The sequence below is a fragment of the Micromonospora sp. NPDC047557 genome, assembly GCF_043205095.1.
Taxonomy (GTDB): Bacteria; Actinomycetota; Actinomycetes; order Mycobacteriales; family Micromonosporaceae; genus Micromonospora.
This window is the reverse complement of the sequence record NZ_JBIDDK010000001.1, coordinates 1,410,962-1,429,591: the sequence shown is the minus strand read 5'-3', so window position 1 is coordinate 1,429,591 and position 18,630 is coordinate 1,410,962. Positions and strand designations below refer to the sequence as shown.

Annotated in this window: 13 protein-coding genes; 9 read left to right on the top strand and 4 right to left on the bottom strand. The window is 73.3% G+C overall.

Annotation, left to right across the window (positions count from 1 at the left end):
• Positions 1–51 precede the first annotated feature (51 nt).
• On the bottom strand, positions 52–633 hold the full coding sequence (locus ACGGAQ_RS06710) for a TetR family transcriptional regulator (protein ID WP_393045246.1): 582 nt from the start codon (positions 631–633) through the stop codon (positions 52–54).
• A gap of 107 nt (positions 634–740) precedes the next feature.
• Here ACGGAQ_RS06710 and ACGGAQ_RS06705 point away from each other — a divergent pair, with 107 nt between their 5' ends.
• Positions 741–1,898 (top strand): FAD-dependent oxidoreductase, encoded by a 1,158-nt coding sequence (locus ACGGAQ_RS06705; protein WP_393045244.1) that lies wholly within the window; start codon positions 741–743, stop codon positions 1,896–1,898.
• A gap of 17 nt (positions 1,899–1,915) precedes the next feature.
• Here ACGGAQ_RS06705 and ACGGAQ_RS06700 read toward each other — a convergent pair whose 3' ends face one another.
• Positions 1,916–3,172 (bottom strand): MFS transporter, encoded by a 1,257-nt coding sequence (locus tag ACGGAQ_RS06700; protein WP_393045242.1) that lies wholly within the window; start codon positions 3,170–3,172, stop codon positions 1,916–1,918.
• Between the two features lie 121 nt (positions 3,173–3,293).
• Here ACGGAQ_RS06700 and ACGGAQ_RS06695 point away from each other — a divergent pair, with 121 nt between their 5' ends.
• From ACGGAQ_RS06695 to ACGGAQ_RS06675, 5 genes are all read left to right on the top strand, one after another.
• Entirely contained in the window at positions 3,294–5,081 is a 1,788-nt protein-coding gene (locus tag ACGGAQ_RS06695) for an HSP90 family protein (RefSeq protein ID WP_393045240.1), read from the top strand.
• A 2-nt stretch (positions 5,082–5,083) separates the two neighbouring features.
• Positions 5,084–7,969, top strand: coding sequence for a hypothetical protein (locus ACGGAQ_RS06690; RefSeq protein ID WP_393045238.1), 2,886 nt, complete (start codon positions 5,084–5,086; stop codon positions 7,967–7,969).
• 116 nt (positions 7,970–8,085) lie between these two features.
• Positions 8,086–8,685 (top strand): TetR/AcrR family transcriptional regulator, encoded by a 600-nt coding sequence (locus tag ACGGAQ_RS06685; RefSeq protein ID WP_393045236.1) that lies wholly within the window; start codon positions 8,086–8,088, stop codon positions 8,683–8,685.
• 96 nt (positions 8,686–8,781) lie between these two features.
• Positions 8,782–10,119 carry an acetyl/propionyl/methylcrotonyl-CoA carboxylase subunit alpha gene (locus ACGGAQ_RS06680; RefSeq protein ID WP_393045234.1) on the top strand — a complete coding sequence of 446 codons (1,338 nt, stop codon included), beginning with the start codon at positions 8,782–8,784 and terminating at the stop codon, positions 10,117–10,119.
• Positions 10,120–10,316: 197 nt separating this feature from the next.
• Positions 10,317–11,237, top strand: coding sequence for a hydroxymethylglutaryl-CoA lyase (locus ACGGAQ_RS06675; RefSeq protein WP_393045232.1), 921 nt, complete (start codon positions 10,317–10,319; stop codon positions 11,235–11,237).
• Positions 11,238–11,291: 54 nt separating this feature from the next.
• Here ACGGAQ_RS06675 and ACGGAQ_RS06670 read toward each other — a convergent pair whose 3' ends face one another.
• Entirely contained in the window at positions 11,292–11,864 is a 573-nt protein-coding gene (locus ACGGAQ_RS06670) for a snapalysin family zinc-dependent metalloprotease (protein WP_393045230.1), read from the bottom strand.
• Positions 11,865–12,026: 162 nt separating this feature from the next.
• On the opposite strand from ACGGAQ_RS06670, the gene ACGGAQ_RS06665 reads away from it, so the two are divergent.
• From ACGGAQ_RS06665 to ACGGAQ_RS06655, 3 genes are all read left to right on the top strand, one after another.
• A complete protein-coding gene (locus ACGGAQ_RS06665) occupies positions 12,027–13,559 on the top strand; it encodes an acyl-CoA carboxylase subunit beta (RefSeq protein WP_354854908.1) in 1,533 nt (510 codons plus the stop codon).
• A 75-nt stretch (positions 13,560–13,634) separates the two neighbouring features.
• Positions 13,635–14,783 (top strand): acyl-CoA dehydrogenase family protein, encoded by a 1,149-nt coding sequence (locus ACGGAQ_RS06660; RefSeq protein ID WP_354854910.1) that lies wholly within the window; start codon positions 13,635–13,637, stop codon positions 14,781–14,783.
• A 192-nt stretch (positions 14,784–14,975) separates the two neighbouring features.
• The gene (locus ACGGAQ_RS06655; RefSeq protein WP_393045228.1) at positions 14,976–17,669 is read left to right on the top strand and encodes an ATP-binding protein; all 2,694 of its coding nucleotides are present in this window, start codon (positions 14,976–14,978) and stop codon (positions 17,667–17,669) included.
• A gap of 362 nt (positions 17,670–18,031) precedes the next feature.
• Here ACGGAQ_RS06655 and ACGGAQ_RS06650 read toward each other — a convergent pair whose 3' ends face one another.
• Positions 18,032–18,532, bottom strand: a complete 501-nt coding sequence (locus ACGGAQ_RS06650) for a MarR family winged helix-turn-helix transcriptional regulator (protein WP_393045226.1) — start codon at positions 18,530–18,532, stop codon at positions 18,032–18,034.
• Positions 18,533–18,630: the final 98 nt, after the last annotated feature.

Here is an 18,630-nt window from a genome sequence, read left to right as displayed (position 1 = left end):
GCCACGGTGCGCGTCACCCGACAGACGCATGGGGAGGGGAAAAAGGTTGGGTCAGGTCTGCGGCAGCCCGGTCAGGTAGCGCTGGAGGGTCGGCGCGATCCAGGAGACCAGCTCCTCGGGCTCGGCGTCCACCATCGGTGGGAGCCGGACGACGTAGCGGGTGAAGGCGAGGCCCAGGATCTGGCTGGCCACCAGGCCGGCACGTCGGGCGGTCAGCGCCGGGTCGGTGCCGAACGTGGCCACGGCCGCGGTGAGCTGCTCGGCGAAGATGCCGCGCATCCGTTCGGCCGCGCCCGGGTTGGTGCTGGCGGCCCGCAGCAGCGCCACAAGCGTCTCGTCGCCCTCCCACCGGGCGAGGAAGTGCCGGACCAGCACCTCGCCGAGCTGCTCGGACGACACGGCGGCCAGGTCGGGCAGGCGGAGGTCGAACTCGGCCGCCGCCGCGAACAGACCCTCCTTGCTGCCGTAGTACCGCATGACCATCGACGGGTCGATCCGGGCGTCGGCGGCGATGGCGCGGATCGTGGCGCGCTCGTAGCCGTCGGCGGCGAACCGCTCGCGGGCGGCTCGCAGGATCGCCGCGCGGGTGGCGTCCGAGCGGCGGGGCTGGGTCGGGTGGGCGGGCGCGGTCATGCCAACGACCGTATGCCAACGGCTGTTGACACACAACGACCGCCGTCCTAGCGTTGCCAACAACCGTTTGCCAACACACGTTGGCGCAAGTCGTTCCGGAGGTGGCCATGCTGCCCACGAGCACCGACGTCCTGGTGGTGGGTGCCGGCCCCACCGGCCTCGCCACCGCACTGACGCTGGCCCGTCGCGGGGTCGACGTGACAGTGCTGGACCAGCAGGCCGAACCGCCACAGACGTCCCGCGCGGCCGTCGTGCACGCGTACACCCTGGAGGTGCTGGACCGGATCGGCGTCGCGGCGCCACTGGTGGCCCAGGGGGTGCGTGCGCCGCGTTTCACGGTCCGCGACCGGGACCGGACGCTGCTGTCGGTTCCGTTCCACCGGTTGCCGTCCCGTTTCCCCTACGCCCTGCTGGTCTCCCAGGCGGTCACCGAGGCCGTGCTCGTCGGGCAGTTGGCCGACCTCGGCGTCCGGGTGCGGCGGCCGTGCCGGCTGACCGACCTGAATCCGACCGTCGACGGGGTGCTCGCGCGGGTCGACGGTACGGGCCTGCGCGCCCGGTACGTGGTCGGCGCGGACGGCCTGCACAGCACGGTCCGGCAGGCGGCCGGCATCGGCTTCGCCGGCCCCAGCGACGAGGAGTCCTTCGTGCTCGCCGACGTGCGGGTCGACAGCGCGCTGCCCCGCGACGAGGCCGCGCTGTTCCTCGCCCGCCCCGGGCCGCTGGTCTGGGCGCCACTGCCGGACGGCGTGGTCCGGCTGGTCGCCGCCGTGCCGACGGCACCGCCCGAGCCGGATCGGGCGTACCTCCAGGCGCTGCTCGACGAGCGCGGCCCGACCCGCCGGCCCGACCGGGTGACCGAGGTGCTGTGGGGTTCCCGGTTCCGGGTGCACCACCGGATCGCCGACACCTTCCGGGCCGGGCCGGTGCTGCTGGCCGGCGACGCCGGGCACGTGCACAGCCCCGCCGGTGGGCAGGGCATGAACCTCGGCATCTGCGACGCGGTGGCCCTCGGCACCGCGCTGGCCGACGTGCTCGCCGGCGGCCCGGAGACGCTGCTCGACGACTACACCGCGCGGCAGCGCCCGATGGCCGAGGACGTGGTGAGCTTCGCCGCCGGGCTGACCCGGCTGGCCACCACCTCCCCGGCCCGCCGACCGGCCCGCGACGCGCTGCTGCGGCTGCTCGGCGCCGTGCCCCCGGTCCGGCAGCGGATCGCGCTGCGCCTGTCCGGACTGTCCCACCGCGAACGCGGCGCGGGCTGAGGTGGACGACGTGCCGTTCAGCGCGACGGCTGTGGTGCTGTCGGGCCGCCGGTGGGGGCGGCGACCGGCGGCACCGACGCGACCGGCCGCAGCGTTCGCCACGCCGCCAGCGTGACCAGCGCGAACGTGCCGGCCGCGGCGGCCGCCACCGGCACCGTCCCGTACGCGGCGGCAGCCAGTCCGGCGAGCGCCGCGCCGACGGGTGCGGTGAGCAGCCCGACCATCCGCTGCGCGGCACCCACCCGACCGAGCAGCCCACCCGGCACGTGCCGCTGCCCGTACGACGCCGACAGGCTGTTCCACACGACGGTGCCGGCGGCGAAGACGGCAAGCGCGATCCCGCCCGGCACCGGTTGCCGGGCCAGCGCGAACCCGACCAGCGCGACGGTCTGCACGGCGAGCACCGCCCGCAGCGCGGGCACCGTGCCGAGCCGGGCGGCGAGCCGGCCCGCCCCGAGCGCCCCGCCCACGCCGCCGAGAATGGCGCCCGCCGCGAACAGTCCGTATCCGGCCGGCGGCACGCGCAGCACGTCCAGCGCGTAGAGCACCAGCACCGCCATCAGACCGCTGATCGCCAGGTTGCTCGCGGCGGCCAGCAGGGTGACCCGCCACAGTGTCCGGTCGCCGCGCAACCAGCGCATCCCCTCGGCGATCTCGCTCCACACCGACAGGCGTCGGACGGCCGGCCCCGTGCCCACGGTGGGTGTCGGAGTGAGGGCCAGCACGAGCAGGGCCGCCACCGCGAAGGTGACGGCGTCCAGAGCGAACGGCAGGGCGGGAGCGGTGGCGAAGAGGACACCGGCGGCCGGCGCACCGAGGAAGCCGCCGGCCACCGCGCTCCCCGCCTGGAGCCGTCCGTTCGCCCGGGGCAGCGCGGCTGGCGACACGACCCCAGGCAGCAGCGCGAACGAGGCCGAGTCGAAGAGGGTGCCCAACGCGGCGAGGAGGAAAGCGGCCGCCAGGAGCGTCACGACGGCGGCCCGGTCGAGGGCGACCGCCACGGCCAGCGCCGCCACCACCGCCGCGCGTACCCCGTCGATGCAGGCCATCGTCCGCCGGCGGTCCCAGCGGTCCGCGTACACGCCGCCGAGCAGGCCGAAGAGCAGCGGCGGAAGCTGCCCGGCCACGGTGACCGCCGCGATGATCCGAGGGTCGCGGGTCAGTGTCGCGGCCAGCAGGGCCAGAGCCGGCGTACGCAGCGCGTCCCCGAACCGGGACGAGACGGCGGCGGACCAGAGCAGCCGGAAATCCCGGCCCAGAGCGGAGGAGGTCATGCCGCCGACCGTGCCGGTTCGACCGGGTCGAGGGTCAAGCCGCCGGGCGAAAGGGGGACGCGGGCCGTCGGTGATCATCGGTACGGTGGGCGCCGGCATCGGGACCGGGGAGAACTCAGGCGTGGACCACACTTTCCAGGTCGACCTGCGTGGCGTGGTCGACCTGCTCAGCCATCACCTCTACGGCAGCCCACGGGTCTACGTCCGTGAGCTGCTCCAGAACGCCGTGGACGCGATCACCGCCCGGCGTACGACCGAGCCGGACGCCCCGGCGCTGGTCCGCATCGAGCCGCCGGAGATCACCGGCGACGGCACCCTGCGGGTGTACGACACCGGTGTCGGCCTGACCGAGGCGCAGGTGCACGAGCTGTTGGCCACCATCGGCCGTAGCTCCAAGCGCGACGAGCTGGGCTTCTCCCGGCACGAGTTCCTCGGCCAGTTCGGCATCGGCCTGCTCTCCTGCTTCCTGGTCGCCGACGAGATCCAGGTGCTCACCCGGCACGGCGACAACCCCACGGTCCGGTGGACCGGGTACGCCGACGGCCGCTACGCCGTGACCGTGGCACCGCCGGAGGCCGCCCGCGTCGAGCCGGGCACCACTGTCACTCTGGTGCCCCGACGCGACGCCGACCAGTGGTTCGCCACCCCGACCGTCACCGACCTGGCGCGGCTCTACGGCTCGCTGCTGCCGGTCACCGTCCGGGTCGGCGACACGGTCACCACCACCGGCGAACCGCCGTGGGCGACCGCGCCGGGGACGCCGCTCGACCGCGCGGCGTTGATCAGGTACGCCCGGGAGACGCTCGGCGTGGAGCCGTTCGACGTGCTGCCGCTGGCCGTGCCGGAGGCCGGGCTGACCGGTGTCGCGGTCATCCTGCCCACCCCGGTGAACCCGGCGGCCCGGGCCGGGCACCGCGTCTACCTCAAGCGGATGCTGCTCACCGAGAACGCGGACGGCCTGCTGCCGGACTGGGCGTTCTTCGCGCACTGCGTGGTCGACGCGACCGAGCTGCGCCCGACGGCCAGCCGCGAGGCCCTCTACGAGGACACCCTGCTCACCGCGACCCGGGAGGCGCTCGGCGACCAGGTACGCGGCTGGCTGGTCCGGCTGGCGCGACACGACCCGCACCGGCTGGCCGAGTTCCTCCAGGTGCACCACCTCGGCGTGAAGGCGCTGGCACTGCACGACGATGAGATGCTCCGGCTGGTCGACAGGTGGTGGCCGATGGACACCAACGTCGGCACGCTCACGCTCGCCGAGTTCCGCGAACGCCACGGGGTGCTCCGCTACGCGGCCAGCCTCGACGAGTTCCGCCAACTCGCCGCCGTGGCCGCCGCACAGGACCTGGCGGTGGTGAACGCCGGCTATACGTACGACACCGAGCTGATCGAGCGGCTGCCGGCGGTGGACCGGTCGGTGCTTATCGAACGGCTGGAGCCGAGCGACCTCACCACCCGGTTCGAGGCCCTCGACCCGCAGGTCGAACTGGCGCTGCGGCCGTTCCTCACCGCCGCGCAGCGGGCCGTCGAACGGTCCGGCTGCGAGGTGGTCATCCGGGCGTACGACCCGGTCTCGCTGCCCGCGCTCTACCTGGTCAGCCGGTCGGCGGCGTTCAACGACCAGCTCGCCGCCAGCCGCGACCGCGCCGACGAGCTGTGGGGCGGAGTGCTCGACGCGCTCGCCGCCACCGCCCCACCGGACCGCCCGCAACTGGTGCTCAATCACCGCAACCCGCTGGTCCGGCGGGTCACGATGCTGGGCGACCCGGAGCTGGTCGGCCTCGCCATCGAGGCGCTGTACGGGCAGGCGCTGCTGCTCGGCCACCATCCGATCCGCGCTGCCGACGCCGCGCTGCTGAACGATTCCTTCCTCGGCCTGCTCGGCCGGGCCGTGCCGGGACGGGAGTGACAATGAGCGACGAGGACCTGTGGCGGGTGCTGCGTGGCATCGCCGACATGCCGTACGGGGCGGGGCAGATCGCCGCGCTGGAGCAACTGCTGCGCCGGGTCGACGCCGCCGACGACCGGCACCTCGCCTTCGTCACCCGGATGCAGGCCACCACCGGGTACGTCTACGGCGGTGAGCCGGCGAAGTCGTTCGTGACCTTCTCCTGGTGCCTGTCCGAGTTCGACCGCGACCCGCAGCCCTACCACCAGCGCCACCTGCACCAGTTGCTGTGGCACTTCAAGTACATGGTGTCCGGCCTGCTGAAGTTCCCCGAGGTGCCGCTGGACCGCACGTACGCGGTGCTCGACGACATGGAGCGGCGTTACCGGGCCGGCGGGCACAGCCTGCAGACCGTCCACAAGCACCGGTTCCGGGTCGCCGACCACGTGGGCGACGCCGAGGCCGCCGCGCACTGGTACCGGCTCTGGCAGACCACGCCCCGCGACGACCTGTCCGACTGCGCCGGCTGTGACCCGACGAGCCAGGTGGGCTACCTCGCCGACACCGGGCGGGACGCCGAGGCGGTGGCACTGGCCGAACCGGTGCTCGCCGGCAGACTGACCTGCACCGAGCAGCCGCAGGCGATCCTCACGGCGCTGCTTCTGCCCTATCTGCGTACCGGTCGAGGTGAGTCGGCGCGCGACGCGCACCGGGAGGCGTACCGCAAGCTGCGCGGCAACCTCGCCGACCTGTGGGACATCGGCGACCACATCGAGTTCTGCACGCTGACCGGCAACGAGGCGCGGGCGGTCGAGCTGGTCGAGCGGCACCTGGACTGGCTGGACCGGCCGCCGTCGCCGGCCGCCGCCATGCACTTCGCGGCGACCGCCGCCGCCGCGCTGCGTCAGGCGGGTACGGCGACGGTGTACCGCCGGGCCGCCGAGGGCCGGCCGGCCGCCGAGGTGCCCGCGCCGACGCTGGCCGACGAGCTGGCCGGGACCGCGACCGCGCTGGCCGCCCGCTTCGACGCTCGCAACGGCACCTCGCACCAGTCGGAGTGGATCGCCCGCCGGCTCGCCGTCCGGCCCAGCGGCGAGCACCTGCCGCTCTCCGCGAGCGTCCGCCGCCGTCCGGCCCGGCCGACCGGGGACGAATCGACCGTCGCGCTCGGTGCGGCCACGCCTGCGTCCGCCGACCGACCTGGTCGGGAGCGGGTCGGGGTACCCGCCGTCGCCCTGCCCGCCGACGCCGACGCGGACGAGTTGCTGACCCTCGCCGAGGAGAGCTGGGGCCGACACGACCGGGCCACGTTCCAGGCGGCGCTGGCCGCGTGCGATGACCGGTTCGGCTCCGCCGACCTGCCGGCGCGCACGGTCGCGCACCGGCTGGCGCTGCGGGCCGCCGAGCGCGGCGACGAGGACGACATCGAGGGCGCGGTCGAGTTGAACCGGGCGGCGCTGGACCTGTACCGCTCGGCGGGCGAGGAGGTGCCCGCCCAGGTGGTCGCCGGGCGGCTCGGCGTGCTGCTGACCAGGGCCGACGAGCACGCCGAGGAGGGGCTCGCGCTGGTCCGGGAGGCCGCCGAGGTGCTGGACCGGCTCGGTGACGCCCGGCAGCGGGCCGCGGGGCACGACCGACTGGCGTTGGCGCTGCTGCACCAGCAACGGTGGGCGGACGCCCTCGCGGCGCTGGACCGGGCACCGGCCGACGCGGGTGGCGACCGGCACCTGGCGGCTCGGATGGCGCTGCACCGGGCGCACCTGCTGGAGCAGTCCGACCGCGTCGACGAGGCCCGCGCCGCCGCCGAGGAGGCTCGCGGCATTGGTCGTGAGCTGGGCATCGGCGAACTGCTCACGGCGGCCTGCCTGGCCTGGGCACGGACGGTCGACGACCCGGCGGAGGCGGTGGCCGCCTGCGACGAGGCGCTGCGGGTGGCGCCGGCGGACGCGGAGCTGCCCGTCCGGGTCGCCCGCGCGCGGGCGCTGCTCTCCGCCGGCCGGCCCGCCGACGCGGTGGACGATTTCGTCGAGGCGGTGACGCTCTGCGTGGAGCGCGGCGCGGAGGGGGACGCGTTCCTGCGCTGGGAGCTGGCGAACGCGTACCGCATGGTGGGCCGGCTCGCCGAGGCGGCCGAGGTCGCCGAGGAGGCCGTGCTCGGCCTGGACCGGCTGGGCGCCCAGGCGGAGGCCGACCGCTGTCGGCACCTGCTGGCCGGCGTGTACGCCGGGCTCGGCGAGATCGATCCGGCGCTGGCCCTGCTGGAGCAGTTGTCCACCAACCTGGACGGCCCGGACAATCTCCCGCACCGGGCGCAGGTGCTGGAGGAGGCCGGCGGGATCCTCTACGACGCCGACCGGGACGCGGTTGCCGCCGAGCGGTTCGCCGCCGCCGCCACGGCGTACCGGCTCGCCGACCTGCCGTTGGACGAGCTGCGAGCCCGTCGGCGGGAGGCGTACGCCTGGTTCTGGGCCGACGACCGACCGGCGGCGGTCCGGACCATCGAGCTGGTGGACGGGTTGGCGGCCGCGTTGGCCGAGCAGCCGGAGCCGGAGCCGCCGGTGACGTACGAGCTGGCGATGGCGGCCGAGGCCGGTGCGCGGGTGTTGGTCGGCGAGGGGCGGCCGGACGAGGCGCTGGACCGGCTCGCCGGGGTGCCGGACCGGCTGCGGTCGATCGAGGCGTTCGGCGAGGCGGCCCAGGTCGAGGTCCTCGTCGGTGAGCTGCTGCTGCGCCTGGACCGGCCGGCCGAGGCGGAGCCGCTGCTGCGCCGCGTACTCGGTGGGCTCCCGGCCGGCTCGCGTCCGGTCCGCCAGACGGCCTGGCTGCTGGCCCGCGCCCTGGACCTGCTGGATCGACAGACGGAGGCCGCCGCGCTGCGCGCGGAGCACGACCTCGACCCGGACGAGTAGACCTCTTCGCCGACCGGTCGGCCCCGCCCGAGCGGGTGCCGGCCGGTGGCGTGGCGCACGCAACCGACCGGTAACCGCCGCCCCACCGCGGTCAGGTCGCGGTCTACGCTTGCCCGGTGACGGTGGAACAGCAGGCACGGGGTGCGGCGGGTGCGGGCCGGCGCCGGTCCCGCAAGGACGAGATCCTGGAGATCGCGGTCGGTCTGTTCGCCGCCCGCGGTTATCACGGCGTGTCGATGGACGACATCGGTGCGGCAGCCGGGGTGACCGGCCCGGCGCTCTACCACCACTTCGCCGGCAAGGAGGCCATGCTGGCCGCCGCGCTGATCCCGGTGAGCGAGGGGCTGTTGACCGGCGGCCGGGAACGCGCCGCCGGGCATCCGGACGACCCGCGCGGCGTGCTGGAGTCACTGATCGACTTCCACGTCGAGTTCGCGCTGGCCAACCCGGCGGTGATCGCACTGCACCTGCACGAGCTGGACCGCCTGCCGGAGGAGCCGCGACGACGGATCCGCCGCCTGCAGCGGATGTACGTCGAGGAGTGGGTGACGGTGCTGACCGCGCTGCACCCGGGCATGCCCGACGGTGAGGCGCGGGTGTTGGCGCACGCCGCGTTCGGCCTGATGAACTCGACCCCGTTCCTGGGTGGCGAGGTGGACCGTCGGCGTCGCGCCGAACTGCTTCGCGACGCGACCCTGGCCGCGCTGCTCGCCTGAGACTGGCCGCGCTGCTCGTCTGAGCCCCGGCTCGTCAGGAGTGGGCCGGTCGTGGTTCCCTGGCATCGTCCCAACATCCGGACGCCGGGAGGAAACATGATCGAGTCACTGCTGGTCGCCAATCGGGGCGAGATCGCCCGCCGGGTCATCCGGACCGCCAAGCGGCTCGGCATCCGCGCGATCGCGGTGTACTCGGAGGCCGACGCCGACCTGCCGTTCGTCGCCGAGGCGGACGAGGCCGTCCTCATCGGCCCGCCGAACCCGGCGCAGAGCTACCGCAACGTCGAGGCGATCCTCGCCGCCGCGAAGTCGACCGGCGCACAGGCCATCCACCCCGGCTACGGGTTCCTGTCCGAGAACGCCGAGTTCGCCCGTACCGTCGAGGCGAGCGGGCTGATCTGGGTCGGGCCCGGCGCGGACGCGATCACCGCGATGGGCGACAAGATCAATGCCCGGAACCTGATGGCGGCTGCCGGCGTCCCGGTCGCGCCCGGCACCACCGACCCGGCCGCCGATCTGGACGCGGCGGTGACGGCCGCCGCGGAGATCGGCTACCCGGTGATGGTCAAGGCCGCCGCGGGTGGCGGGGGCATGGGCATGGGCGTGGCCGCCGACGAGGCCGCGCTGCGCACCGAGTACGACAAGGTGCGCGCGTTCGCCGAGCGGATGTTCGGCGACGGTTCGGTGTTGATCGAGCGGTACTTCCCCCGGGTGCGCCACGTGGAGGTGCAGATCCTCGGCCTGGCCGACGGACGGGTGGTGGCGCTCGGCGAACGGGAGTGCTCGGTGCAGCGCCGCAACCAGAAGTTGGTCGAGGAGTCGCCGTCCCCGGCGGTCTCGCCGGAGCTGCGGCAGCGTTTCCTGGCCGCGGCGGTGCGCGCCGGCGAGGCCGTGGGTTACCGCAACGCGGGAACTGTCGAGTGTCTGCTCGACCCGGCCACGAACGAGTTCTTCTTCCTGGAGATGAACACGCGGTTGCAGGTGGAGCACCCGGTGACCGAGTACGTCTACGGTATCGACCTGGTCGAGGAGCAGTTGCGGGTGGCCGCCGGCCTGGCCCCGACGTTCGACCCGGACGCGCTCGCGCCGAGCGGGCATGCCATCGAGCTGCGGATCAATGCCGAGGACCCGAAGCGCTTCCTGCCCGGCCCTGGCGTGATCAGGACCTGGGTGGAGCCGACCGGCGAGGGCGTCCGGGTGGACTCGGGTTACACCGAGGGCAACACCGTCACTCCGTTCTACGACAGCCTGCTGGCCAAGCTGATCATCAGCGGCGCGACCCGCGACGAGGTGATCGAACGGGCGAAGGCCGCGGTCGCCGCTTTCCGGATCGAGGGCCCGAAGAACAACGTGCCCTTCTTCGCCGAGCTGCTGGAGAACGAGGAGTTCCGCTCCGGCGCCTACGACACCGGCATCGTCTCCCGCATGCGCTGACCCTGCCGGGCCGTCGCCGGGCCGCAGGGCTGGTGCCCTGTCGGCGGGGCGACACTGGCACCCGCGTCCTTTGCTCTGCTTACCTGGACGCAACACGGCATGTCCGGATACCGGACGATCGCCGTTGCGCCCGTTGAAGCAGTGCAAAGGGTGCAGCACCGACCACCGCCCCCATCCGACGTCACAGCGAGGTGACCATGAGCCAGTTGCCGGATTCCGTTTCGATTCGCGAGGTTGGGCCGCGCGACGGGTTGCAGAACGAGGAGCCGATTCCCGCCGACGCCAAGGTGCGGCTGCTCGACGCGCTGTCGGGCACCGGCGTACGCCGGATCGAGGCGGTGTCGTTCGTGCACCCGTTGGCGATCCCGCAGATGGCCGACGCCGACGAGGTGTGGCGGCGGGCCACGAAGGCCGACGGGGTGCGCTACTCGGCGCTGGTGCCGAACACCCGGGGGGCGCAGCGGGCCCTGGCCGCCGGGTTCACCGAGATCGAGGTGGTGGTGTCGGCAAGCGACACGCACAACCGGCGCAACGTCAACCGCTCGACCGACGAGTCGTTGGACGACATCGCCGAGCTGATCGACCTCCTGCACGGGGCGTCCGCGCGGGTCGAGGTGATCGTGGCGACCAGCTTCGGGTGCCCGTACGAGGGGGACATCGACCCGCTGCGGGTCGCCGGCATCGTCGACCGCGTGGTCCGCGACGGCGCGGACCGGGTGGCGTTCGGCGACACGACAGGCATGGCCACTCCGCGTCGGGTCCGTGAGCTGCTGACCGCGGTACGCGACCGCAACGCGCACGTGCCGGTGCTGCTGCACTTCCACAACACCCGGGGTACGGCGCTGGCCAACCTGCTGACCGCCCTGGAGCTGGGGGTGACCGAGTTCGACGCCAGCGTCGGCGGCCTGGGCGGCTGCCCGTACGCCCCGGGGGCCAGCGGCAACCTCGCCACCGAGGAGGCCGTGCACATGCTGCACGACATGGGCATCGACACCGGCATCGACCTGGCTGCCCTGATCGAGGTGGCCGAGCTGGCCGAGGAGCTGCTCGGCAAGAAGCTTCCGTCCGGTGTGCTGCGGGCCGGCCCGCGTACCCGGCTGACGCCGATGCCGAGCTGAGGACGCGACGAAGGGGCCGGCGTGTTCGCCGGCCCCTTCGTCGTGCCAGGTCGGTCAGCTCACCGGGGTGAGCACGCTCGGCCAGCTGTCCCGGAAGATGTCCGCGCTGCGGCCGGTGCTGCGCTCAGTGGCGCTGAGGGTGCCGGCGAAGAGGCTGCTCACCCGGTTGGCCTCGGCGGTGCTCGGGTACGGGTTGGTGCAGCTGGTGCCGGCGCTGCCGCCGGACATCAGGATCGCGCAGTTGCCGTTGTAGTTGTCCGGCAGGCCGAGGATGTGCCCGATCTCGTGGGTCATGATCCGCAGCGGGCTGTACTGCGCCGCCTGCTGGGTGTCGATGTAGACCCGGCCGTTGCCGAGGCTGGTCCGCACGGCGTAGGAGCCGCCGCCGGTGATCTGGTAGATCCGCAGGTTGGAGCCGCAGTTCGCGGTGAGCGTCAGGTTGGTGGTGGCGTTGTTCCAGATCGAGGCGGCCTGGTTGGCGGTGCCGGCGTAGGCGCCTGCCTGGCTGGTGTTGTAGCAGATGGTCATCGCGGCGGACGCGGGCGCGGGGTTGGCGACCGTGACGCCGAGCGTGGCACCTGCCGTCGCGACAAACGCGACGGCGAGCCGACCGAGTCGTGAGGTCATCGCTGACTCCTATCCGGGAGGGGGTGCCAGGAGCCTATCCACAGAGATTAATAGATTTCAATGTTTCGTTTGAAGGAGCGTCCGTCGGTCGTGGGTCGCCGGGAGGTGCGCGAATGCGATAGCCTAACGATCGTTCAGGTCAGTACGGGCGAGGGAGTCGGCGTGACGCTCGACGGTGAGGCGCTGGAGCAACTGCGCAAGCGGGCCCGGTCCGGCGGCGCGGACAAGTACCACGCGGCCAACGAGGCCAAGGGCAAGCTCTTCGCCCGCGAACGCGTCGCGCTGCTGGTCGACGAGGGTTCGTTCGTGGAGGACGGCCTCTACGCCAACGCGCTCGCCGACGGGCTGCCCGCCGACGGCGTGGTCACCGGCACCGCCACGATCGACGGGCGGCAGGTCTGCCTGATGGCCAACGACTCCACAGTCAAGGCCGGCAGTTGGGGTGCCCGGACCGTCGAGAAGATCATCCGGATCATCGAGCGGGCGTACGGCGCCGGCGTACCGATGGTCTACCTGGTCGACTCCGCCGGCGCCCGGATCACCGACCAGGTCGACCTCTTCCCCGGCCGGCGCGGCGCCGGCAAGATCTTCTGGAACCAGGTCCGCGCCTCGGGTTCGATCCCGCAGGTCTGCGCGCTGTTCGGCCCGAGCGCCGCCGGTGGGGCGTACATTCCGGCGTTCTGCGACGTGGTCGCCATGGTCGACGGCAACGCCAGCATGTACCTCGGCTCCGACCGCATGGTCGAGATGGTCACCGGGGAGAAGACCACCCTGGAGGCGATGGGCGGGGCCAAGGTGCACACCGCCGAGTCCGGCGTCGGGCACTTCCTCTGCAAGACCGAGGCCGACGCGCTCGACGTGGTGAAGACCTACCTGTCGTACCTGCCGGCGAACTGGACCCAGGCGCCGCCGGCCGCGCCGGCGGTCGCCGCGCCCGCGAAGGCCGACCTGGCCGCGCTCGTGCCGGCCAGCGAGCGGCAGGCGTTCGACATGCGGCGGTACGTCAAGGGCCTGCTCGACGAGGGTTCCTTCTTCGAGATCCAGGCGCTGTGGGCCAAGGAGCTGACCATCGGGTTCGGCCGCCTCGACGGCCAGGTCGTCGGCGTGCTCGGCAACAACTCGATGTTCAAGGGCGGCGTGCTCTTCGTCGACTCGGCCGACAAGGCGACCCGGTTCGTGCAGCTCTGCGACGCGTTCAACGTGCCGCTGCTCTTCCTCAGCGACGTACCCGGCTTCATGGTCGGCAGCGCGGTGGAGAAGCAGGGCATCATCCGGCACGGCGCCAAGATGATCACCGCCATCTCCGAGGCGACCGTCCCGAAGATCTGCGTGGTGGTCCGCAAGGCGTACGGCGCCGGTCTCTACGCGATGGCCGGCCCCGGCTTCGAGCCGGACGCGACAATCGCCCTGCCCACCGCGAAGATCGCGGTGATGGGCGCCGAGGCCGCCGTGAACGCCGTCTACGCCAACAAGATCGCGGCGATCGAGGACGCGGACGAGCGGGCCGCCTTCGTGGCCGCCAAGCGGGCCGAGTACGAGCAGGACATCGACGTCGTCCGGCTCGCCAGCGAGCTGGTGGTGGACGCCATCGTCGAGCCGCACGACCTGCGTGGCGAGCTGGTCCGCCGCTTCGCCGCCGCGCGTACGAAGGACCGGCACTTCTCCCGGCGTCGGCACGGCGTGACCCCGGTCTGACCCTCGCCCCACCCCCACAGCGATCCGCCTGCGGCGTCACGAGCGCCGGGGTGGCCGTCCACACAGGAGGATGAGATGGACTTCCGGCTCACCGACGAACAAACGGCGCTGCGGGAGAGCGTGCGGGACTTCGCCCGCGAGGTGGTCGCCCCGGTCATCGCCGAGCACTACGAGCAGCACACCTTCCCGTACGAGGTGATCCGGCAGATGGGCAAGATGGGCCTGTTCGGCCTGCCCTTCGGCGAGGAGCACGGCGGGATGGGCGGCGACTACTTCGCGCTGTGTCTGGCCCTGGAGGAGTTGGCCCGGGTCGACTCCAGCGTCGCGATCACGCTGGAGGCGGCGGTCTCGCTCGGCGCGATGCCGATCTACCGCTTCGGCACCGAGGAGCAGAAGGCCACCTGGCTGCCAAAGCTGCTCAGCGGCGAGGCGCTGGCGGGCTTCGGGCTCACCGAGCCGGGCACCGGATCCGACGCCGCCGGCACCCAGACGCGGGCCGTGCTGGACGGCGACGAGTGGGTGATCAACGGGTCGAAGGCGTTCATCACCAACTCGGGGACCGACATCACGGCCCTGGTCACCGTCACCGCCGTGACCGGCACGAACGCGGACGGCTCCAAGGAGCTGTCGACCATCATCGTGCCCACCGGTACGCCTGGATTCACGGTGGCCCCCGGTTACTCCAAGGTCGGGTGGACCGCCTCGGACACCCACGAGTTGACCTTCGACGACTGCCGGGTGCCCGCTGCCAACCTCCTCGGTGCGCGCGGCCGAGGGTTCGCCCAGTTCCTGCGGATCCTCGACGAGGGCCGGATCGCGATCGCCGCACTGGCCGTCGGCCTCGCCCAGGGCTGCGTCGACGAGTCGATCAAGTACGCGCAGGAGCGGGAGGCGTTCGGCCGCCCGATCGGCGCCAACCAGGCCATTCAGTTCAAGATCGCCGACATGGAGCTGAAGGCGCACACGGCCCGGCTGGCCTACTACGACGCCGCCGCCCGGATGCTGGCCGGCGAGCCGTTCAAGCGACAGGCCGCCATCGCGAAGCTGCACGCGAGCACCATCGCGGTGGACAACGCCCGGGAGGCGACCCAGATCCACGGCGGGTACGGCTTCATGAACGAGTACCCGGTCGCCCGGTTCTGGCGGGACTCCAAGATCCTGGAGATCGGCGAGGGCACCAGCGAGGTGCAGCGCATGATCATCGCCCGCGACCTGGGTCTCTGAACCACCCACACCGCACCTGGACGCGGCCCGGTCCCGCTCCGTCCGTCCCTGCCCGCCACCGGCTTGCTGTCTGAGGCCGGCTTGCCGTCGTGGGCCGGCCAGCCGTTCGGCTGTCGGATTTTCGGCGAGCGGACGTCGGCAGACCGACGTTCGACTGCCGATGGTCGGAGTCGATCCGTACTCTTCGTGGCCATGACTCCGGAGCATGATCGGTCGCGGAGCCCGGCCGGTCGTAGCGGGCTGCCGGAGCTGCTCCGTGCGCACCGGCGCGCGGCCGGCCTGACTCAGGCGGAGCTGGCGTCCCGTGCCGGGGTCGGCGTGCGGACGGTGCGGGACCTGGAGCGCGGCCGGTCGGTCCGGCCGCAGCGCACCACCGTCGAGTTGCTGGCCACGGCGTTGGAGTTGGCCGGCGCGACCCGGGCGGCGTTCCTGGCGACGGCCCGCGGCGCCGCCGGCGGTGAGTCGCCCCGGCCGGACGTCATCTCGGGCACGCTCGGGGTTGGCGCCGGTGTCACGTCGACGGCCGGAGCCGCCCGGGCCGCCGCTCCGGTGGCCCTCCCACCGCCGGTCGCCCTGATCGGGCGCGACCGCGACGTCACCGAGCTGGCCGGAATGCTGACCGCGGAACGCGGCCCCCGACTGGTGAGCCTGGTCGGGCTGGCCGGGGTCGGCAAGACCGCGCTCGCGCTCGCCGTTGCCCACGCAGCCGCCCGCGCACATCCGGGCGGTGTGGCCGGCGTGCTGGTCGGCGAGGGCTCGGACGGACCGGACGTGCTCGCCGCCACGATGACTGTCCTCGGCGCGGCCCGGCTGCCGGAGCTCGTCGCCCGGCTCGCCGGCCGGCCGGCACTGCTGGTCATGGACGCGGTCGAGCGCGCTCCCGGCCCGGTGGCCGAGACGCTGCACCGGCTGGGCATCGTGCTGCCGTCGTTGCGGGTTCTGGTCACCGGACGGCACCCGGTCGGGCTGCCCGGCGAACGGGTCTGGCCGGTCGCACCGCTCGAGGTGCCGCCGCCGGACGCCGAGCACTCCGGGCCGGCCACGCTCGGTTCGTGGCCGGCGGTCGCGCTGTTCATCGCGCGGCTCGCCCAGGTCCGTCGGGAGCCGCCGACTCCGGACGAGCTGCCGGCGTTGGCCGCCCTGGTCCGTCGGCTGGGCGGCCTGCCGCTGGCCATCGAGCTGATGGCCGCCCGGGGCCGGCTGCTCGACCTCACCGAACTTCTCGATCGGTACGGCGATCGCGTGCTCGATCTGACCACCTCGACCGACCCGGCGGCCCGTAACCGCTGGGACGGGCCGGAGGCGGCCACCCGCCGCCCGTATGCCACCGATGCCACCCGGGCGGCGGTGGCGGTGACCCTGCGCGACGCGGTGGCGACCAGCTACCGCCTGCTCGCGCCGGATGAGCGCGACGCGCTGCGGCGGCTCGCCATGTTCGGCAACCGGTGGTCGGTGGAGCTGGCCGAGGAGATGCTCGCCGACGAGGCCGACCGGGACGGTACGGTCGCCATCGATCCGGTCCCGCTGCTGGACCGCCTCGTCGAGCTCGGCCTGCTGAGCGTTCGCGGCACCGGACCGTTCCGGTTCCGCCTGCTCGACGCGGTCCGTGACTTCGCCATCGAGCAGGCCGTGGGCAGTGGTGAGTTGACCTGCGTACGGCGTCGGCATGCGGAGGTGGTCGCCCGCCTCGTGGCGCGGACGGCCTCCGAACTGGCCGGCCCCCGGATGCTCGACGCGGTGCACCGGCTCGACGAGGTGAGCAGCGACATCAGCACCGCGCTGGCCCACGCGGCCACCGACGACCCGCTGACCGCGCTCCGGCTGGCGGCCTGCCTGCCCCGCTGGTGGCGCTTCCGGGGGCGCGATGTCGCCGGGCGGCAGTGGCTGCGGCGGTTGCTGGCCGACCCCCGTACCGCGGACGCGGACCCGATCCTGCGTGGCTGGGCCAGCCTCGGGGTGGCCCGGCTCGCCGCCGAGCACGGTGCCGAGGTCGACGAGTTGCCGACGGCGCGGGCCGCGTTGGAGACGTTCCGGCAGGCCGGCGACGTGACCGGCGAGCTGGAGGCGCGCAGTGTGCTCGGCGCGCTGCTGACCACCGTCGGCGGGCACGACGAGGCCCGGGAGCAGGCCGAGGCGGTGCTCCGGGTCGCCGCCCGCAACGGGCGGACCCGGGAGCTGGCCGTGGCGCAGAACAGCCTCGCCTGGCACGAGATCCGGATCGGTGACCTGGGCGCGGCACGCCGCCGGCTGGCTGCCGTGGACCGGCTCGCCGCCGAGGGTGGTGAGCAGCGGTTGCGGGTGTTGGCCTGGGCCAACCGGGCCGAGGTGTCCCGCCTGGAGGGCCGGTACGCCGATGCCGTCGACCAGGGCCGGCGCGCGGCGTCGGCACTGTTCGAGTTGGGTGACCCGGGGCATCGGCGGCGGGTGCTCGGGACGGTCGGGCTGGCGCTCGCGCAGGACGGGCGTGCCACGGAGGCGACCGAGGTGCTCACCGAGCTGCGCGCGGGGGGCGCCGAGGCGACAGTTGTCGTGCCGGGCCAGCAGTGGGTGGAGCGGGTCGGACTCCCGCGACCGCGCTCGGACGACACGGTGTTGTCCTGGGGCGGGCCGGAGGCGGGGATCTGTGCGCTGATCGAGGGGAACCTGGCGCTGCACCGGGGTGACCGGGAACTGGCGGCGGAGTGGTTCGCCGCCGCTGCCGAGGCCGGTCACGATCGGCGGGACGTGGTGGAGGCGCTGGTGGGCCTCGCCGCGAGCACGTCGGACCCGGCGGTCCTCGATCGTCTCGACCGGGTCTGCGAGGAGAGTGGCATCCGGTTGCTGCCGCAGGAGTCCGGGCTGCTCTATGCGCTGATGGCCGCGCGGGGCGGGTCCGTCGAGCGCTAGTTGGGCGCCCGCCGGTGGCCGGCCCGATGGAGAGTGGCGCGAGCGAAGAGCCCCCTTGGTGCTACCCCTCGCTGTTCGCCCGCGCCGTCACCCCCCGGTGATTCCCCGGTGGACGAAAGACTGCCACCGCTGCCGGGGTGGAAGGTGCTCTTCAAGAGGTTTGTCCGGTCTGCAAAGTCAGTTCTGCCGGTCTTTCTGCCGGTGCTGCCGGCACCCGCCGTACGCCTCGGTCGACCGCCCGGACGTCGCCCCGACACGGCTCGACCGCCGCCGACGATAAGGCTCGACCGCCGCAGGCGACCCGGGTGGCCGCCGTCGGTCAGGTCGGGTGGCCACGGTTGGTCAGGCCCGGGTGTCAGCGGTCAGGCCGGGTCGCAGTCGTCGGCCATTTCCCGATCGGTGCTGCCCGCGGTGGCACCGGGATGGACGGCGTCCCGCACTCGGCGCAGGCCGTCGAGCAGGGCCGCCAGAGCCTCGGGGTCGAGCTGGCCGGTGAACCACTGCTCGATGATCCGCAGATGGCCGGGCAGCGTCTCGTCGAGCCGCTGCATGCCGGCCGCGGTGACCACCGCGTACGAGCTGCGGCGATCGTTCGGGCAGGCTCGGCGGGTGAGCAGCCCGTCGCGTTCCATCCGGTCCACCACGCGGGTCACCCCGCTGGTGGACAGTGACGTCTGCGCGGCGAGGTCGGTCATCCGCAGCTGGTTGCCGGGTGAGCGGGCCAGCCGGGTGATCACCTCGAACTCGACCGCGGAGAGGTCGTGCTCCTCGAATTGGGCGGCGAACCGGGCCGAGAGCCCGGCGTGGACCTCGTAGAGGAGGCCAACCGCGGTGATCCGGGGGTCGTCGAACACGTTGGTCACTCGTTAACCCTACCAGTCCTTGACAGAGGGAATGTTGTTGCGGTTATATTTGCTCAAGCAGTCGTTGGGCTACTAAACAATCTTCTGGAGGACACCAG